Below are 5,125 nucleotides of genomic sequence, written 5' to 3'. Positions count from 1 at the left end.
GAGAGTTCCTGGAAAATCTTACAATTTTGACGACAACAATCTGAATATTTTGCGGATAGAGTCTTTATAGAAACAATAAATATATTTAAAAAGTATATTAATTAGCTAACCAGAGCATTAGCTTATATATCCTTACCTAAACACCGCTTTTTGTTGGAAATCAGGATTGCTTTTTAACTATTTTGTTCATTTTAATTACCTAAAATCTTTTCGTTTTGGCTCAAACATTTCTCAGGGTACAATAATTTACCCTTGTTTGATAAGTTAGTCTTTATTGTTTAAAGTATAAAAATACAGGCTTTTAGTTTTTCAGATTCTTAGCAATTTTCTTCCTAAAAAATCATATTTAGTTGGATAAAAAACTACAACGCTCATCGATTTCTTGATTGGTAGATTATAAAATTAATTTTTTATTAAATAAACTTGCTTTTTTGAAATCAACTTACTTAGAATTTCACCTAACAACAGATAATCTCAGTTTTATCAATAAAATGCAATAGCACTTAAGACTGTTAACTAGACGGTTAAGACTGCCAATTGGACAGTTAAGACATTTAAGAAGACAGTTAAGACAGTTAAGGGGACAGTTAAGACATTTAAGACAGTTAAGCTAATAGTTAAAATATTTAAAATAGTTAATAAAGAATAATTACCAGATGTAACTTCTTTGTAGGGACTCAGGTGCAGAGGGACGGCAAGGGTATCTAAATTTTGACAAAGTGGTAAGTAGAGGTGTAGTCAAAGTAGTACAGATAAACTATATGACTAGTTAAGTGAGCGATCGCTAGTTGGTGGTATTCTCATTCTCAAAGTAAAATGAAGCCTCAGCCTGTGAAACTTAACGTGAGTTCGACAAGTCTTATTTGACCTCTCCCCCAACCCCTCTCCGACACGGAGAGGGGAGCAAAAGGCTGAATTTTTCGTTGCTCCTCCCTCTCCGTTTCGGAGAGGTCAAACATATCCTTATATTGATATAGTGAAACACTGTATTGTTTTGCAAAAGCCTGCAACACCTGATCTGTATAGGCGCGTATCTTACCAGCCGTTAGTCCAAAACAGTGAATTGGTTCCAGGTGACAAATAGGTTTTTGTCCCAGCCACAGTTCTGCGCCTAAGGCGTGTAATGGTTTATCCCCTAGTTCTTTATACAAATACAGTACTGCAAAATATGTTGCTGGTGGTTCGACTGCGATTGCATCAATTTCTGCTGAATTATTCTGGGAGCGGTGGCGGTAAAACGAACGGCGATTATGACAGATTTTGGGATTCCAACACCCGTCCCCTTATCTTTTATCCGATATAAACTACAATTAAAACCACTTTCCTTGATATACAACACTTTCACCAATATGCGATCGCTGACTGAGCATATTGGCAACGAGAATAGAAACTATTGCGCTGCCGATGAATTTTGGTTATCCCTGGTATCGCCTATAATGCGTAATCTAGCAATTCACAGGTTTGAAGTGCTAACTTCCAGTTATAGTTAGCCGTAACTTATTATAGACACAATGCAACTGTAACTTTGACTAGGTGCAAAGATAGTTTACAAAGAAGGGTAAAAGGGGAATGGGTAAGGGGCAAGGGAAGAAGAAACTTTTCCCCACAAGGTATAAAGCCCCTATTTTAAATGTGGAGAACAAAAAAGAAGATTTTTGAGAGACGTAGTGCGATAACTTAGCAGGGTCTATTTCTTGAAACCCCTGTTTTTAAATATGGGTTCCCTTTCCCCTTACCCTTTCCCCCTTCCCCCTCTTTTTCATAAAAGTTGCTCAGGCGCTTGCCATAATATTGGTTCAGCGAAGAGACAGAGGTATTGCTGCCGAAGAATGCATTCGGGAAAACTTTTCTTCCTGAAGCGGTTCCTGTTCCTCAATTTCTAAGATTTAGATCGTGGATAACTGCAACCGCCTCGATGCATAACCGTCTGGGAATACAAATTGTCTGCTTTAATTACAAAAATCATCTACCCGAATATCCCGCCAGACATCAGAAACCTGCCAGCCGGAATTGCCCACCGATTGTACTGGAGGATTGTCAAGAAATGGAATATAGTCAGGAACTCTAGGCTCTGAAATCGCTACTGGTTTCTCCTCAACCTCAACCACAGAGGCTGGAGAATTGACAGTATTAGCTTGAAGAAGTTGGTCTTCAGCGTCTTGGATTTCCCTCATTTCCTTCAAAGTTAGCTTGTCGGATTTTTTGATGATCTTCTTGGTATGTATGTCATTAGAAGTATTCATTGGCTTTTCTCTCGAAGGCATTGGCTCAAAAATCGGATGGCAGTAAAGTTGGGAGAAGTTAGGTATAAATAATTTGCACGGAATTAACAAGGTACACCAAATTTATGGAAAATACGAGCCCCTTGTCGAGGAATTTATTAATTGGACATAAATATCTTTTTCGGGCAGATGCCCTAGCATAATCTGTTGCACAGATGTAAGTATTAAGCGATCGCTTCTTTCCTCATGACTCTACTTCGAGATTGCTTTGCGGTTTTGACTCCTAATAAGCAGATAATAGATGGTTGAGAGTTCTCGCTGGAAAGGAACAGCGCTGAGAAACTTATCATGAAATTCCCGTGTAATTTTTAGCTCTTGTTCTAAAACAGCTTCAGACATCTGGGAATACTAAATCTGGAAATACTAAGGATTTAGCAGTATGGTTAGCACTCTTGTTAGAATTCCCGGATATCACATAACTGAAGAACTTTACAACGGTTCTAGAACTATCGTTTATCGAGGATATCGAGAGAGTGACTCATTACCTGTAGCGATCAAACTGCTGAAAAATCCTTATCCCAATTTCAGCGAACTCTTGTCGTTTCGCAATCAGTATGTGATTGCGAAAAATCTCAATTCACCCCTAATCGTCCAAACTTATAGCCTAGAACCATACCAAAATGGCTATGCGTTGGTGATGGAAGACTTTGGGGGAATCTCTCTGACAGATTATTTCACTTTTGACCAGACGCTATATATCGCTTCTCTACAAGAGTTTTTAGAAATTGCGATCGCACTCTGCGACACCTTAGATTTACTCTACCACGAGCGCATCATTCACAAAGACATTAAACCCAGCAATATATTAATTAATCCCGAAACCAAACAAGTTAAATTAATTGACTTTAGTATTGCATCTTTATTACCAAGAGAAACCCAAACCCTCGTCAACCCCAATGTCTTAGAAGGGACACTTGCTTATGTTTCCCCCGAACAAACAGGCAGAATGAATCGAGGGATTGACTATCGCACAGACTTCTACTCACTCGGCGTAACTTTCTACGAATTACTTACAGGAGAGTTACCTTTTGCCTCTAATGATCCGATGGAGTTGGTACATTCTCATATTGCAAAAATCGCACCATTAGTACACGAAACTAATTCCGAAATTTCATCTGTAATATCAAAAATTGTCAGTAAATTGATGGCGAAGAATGCTGAAGATAGATATCAGAATGTATTGGGGTTGAAGTTTGATTTAGAAAATTGTTTACAGCAGCTAAGAGAAATTGGGGAAATTCAGAGTTTTGAAATTGCAAGTAGGGATGTGTGCGATCGCTTCATCATCCCCGACAAACTGTACGGACGGGAAAATGAAGTTCAGTCTTTACTGAAAGCCTTCGAGCGTGTTGCTAGCGGCAGTTCTGAACTGATGCTGGTGGCTGGTTTCTCTGGTATTGGCAAAACTGCGGTGGTGAATGAAGTCCACAAACCCATCACCCGACAGTACGGCTATTTCATCAAAGGGAAATACGACCAATTCAATCGCAACATTCCGTTTTCAGCCTTTGTCCAAGCTTTTCGCAGCTTGATGGGACAAATCCTGAGTGCATCGGATATAGAACTAGCTCATTGGAAAGAGCAAATCCTTGCTACTGTTGGTGAAAACGGACAAGTTCTGATTGAAGTCATTCCCGAACTAGAATGCATCATTGGTTCCCAACCCCCGATAATTGAGCTGGTTGGTAGTGCATCTCAGAATCGGTTTAATCTGCTCTTTGGCAAATTTATTCAGATATTTACGAAAAAAGAACATCCCTTAGTGATTTTTCTCGATGATTTACAGTGGGCTGATTCCGCTTCTTTGAACCTTTTGAAATTGTTGATGAGCGAGTCAGAAGCAGGCTATCTACTCGTACTCGGAGCTTATCGGGATAATGAAGTTTTTCCAGCCCACCCGTTGATACTAACTCTGAATGAAATTAGAAAAGGTGGTGTCAATGTCAATACTCTCATGTTGGCTGCTTTGAATGAATTAGATATTACCTGTTTAGTTGCCGATACATTGCAGTGTTCAAATAATATCGCTGCGCCACTTTCGCATTTGACCTACCAAAAAACTCAGGGAAATCCATTTTTCACCATTCAGTTTTTGTACGGACTGCACGAGGAAGAATGTATTATTTTCAATCATTCCTCCGGCTATTGGCAGTGTGACTTAACCCAGGTGACACAGTTGGCTCTGACGGATGATGTTGTGGAATTTACGATCCGCCGATTGCAGAGGCTACCAGAAGCAACACAGCAAGTATTAAAGCTAGCGGCGTGCATTGGTAATCGATTTGATTTAGAAACATTAGCAGTAGTCTGTGAAGCTACTCAAGATAGTGTAGCAGCAGATTTGTGGCGATCGCTTCAAGAGGGGTTAGTTATTCCAGAAAACTCAACCTACAAGTTTTTCCAGGGAAAGGGACTTGATGTAGAAGCGATTGATAAAATTACTGTTAGTTATCTGTTTCTCCACGATCGAGTGCAGCAAGCCGCTTACTCTCTCATTCCTGAGACTTTGAAACAAGCAACTCACTTCCAAATTGGCAAACTTCTGCTTGCTAATGTTTCGCCAGAAGAACAAGGCAGCAAAATTTTTGCGATCGTCAATCACTTAAATGAAGGCTTTGTATTTCATCAAAGTCAGGAAGAACGTTCAGAACTTTTACAGCTAAACTCTATTGCAGGGAAAAGGGCTAAAGAATCTACTGCCTATGGGGTTGCTGTTAACTACTTTACGGTAGCTGAACGCTTATTACCTCCAGATAGTTGGCAGCAATGCTATGAAAAGTCCTTAGATGGTGTTTGAAAAGTAGGTCAGGGTGTAAAAAAGCTCTCTCAGTATAAGCTGTGAA

At 39.5% G+C, this 5,125-nt stretch carries 2 protein-coding genes and 2 pseudogenes; 1 reads left to right on the top strand and 3 read right to left on the bottom strand.

Annotated features, from left to right (window positions below; all coding sequences use genetic code 11):
• Positions 1–938: 938 nt before the first annotated feature.
• The 3 genes and pseudogenes from ABF638_RS14780 to ABF638_RS14770 all read right to left on the bottom strand — a co-directional run.
• A pseudogene (locus ABF638_RS14780) lies at positions 939–1,283 on the bottom strand (hypothetical protein); the annotation flags it as partial.
• Positions 1,284–1,949: 666 nt separating this feature from the next.
• Positions 1,950–2,243, bottom strand: a complete 294-nt coding sequence (locus ABF638_RS14775) for a hypothetical protein (RefSeq protein ID WP_435023440.1) — start codon at positions 2,241–2,243, stop codon at positions 1,950–1,952.
• Positions 2,244–2,446: 203 nt separating this feature from the next.
• Positions 2,447–2,572, bottom strand: a complete 126-nt coding sequence (locus ABF638_RS14770; protein ID WP_435023438.1) for a hypothetical protein — start codon at positions 2,570–2,572, stop codon at positions 2,447–2,449.
• An 89-nt stretch (positions 2,573–2,661) separates the two neighbouring features.
• Here ABF638_RS14770 and ABF638_RS14765 point away from each other — a divergent pair.
• Positions 2,662–5,070: pseudogene (locus ABF638_RS14765) on the top strand (ATP-binding protein); the annotation flags it as partial.
• Between the last annotated feature and the right edge of the window lie 55 nt (positions 5,071–5,125).

The organism is Nostoc sp. CALU 1950, from assembly GCF_051172895.1.
GTDB lineage: Bacteria > Cyanobacteriota > Cyanobacteriia > Cyanobacteriales > Nostocaceae > Nostoc > Nostoc edaphicum_A.
Note: the sequence above shows the minus strand (reverse complement) of the source record. Positions and strands in the feature narration are given on the sequence as shown.

What these genes read in the sequence shown, in the direction of transcription:
- ABF638_RS14775 (WP_435023440.1), bottom strand. Translation starts at nt 2,243, where the DNA reads ATGAATACTTCTAATGACATACATACCAAGAAGATCATCAAAAAATCC.
- ABF638_RS14770 (WP_435023438.1), bottom strand. Translation starts at nt 2,572, where the DNA reads ATGATAAGTTTCTCAGCGCTGTTCCTTTCCAGCGAGAACTCTCAACCA.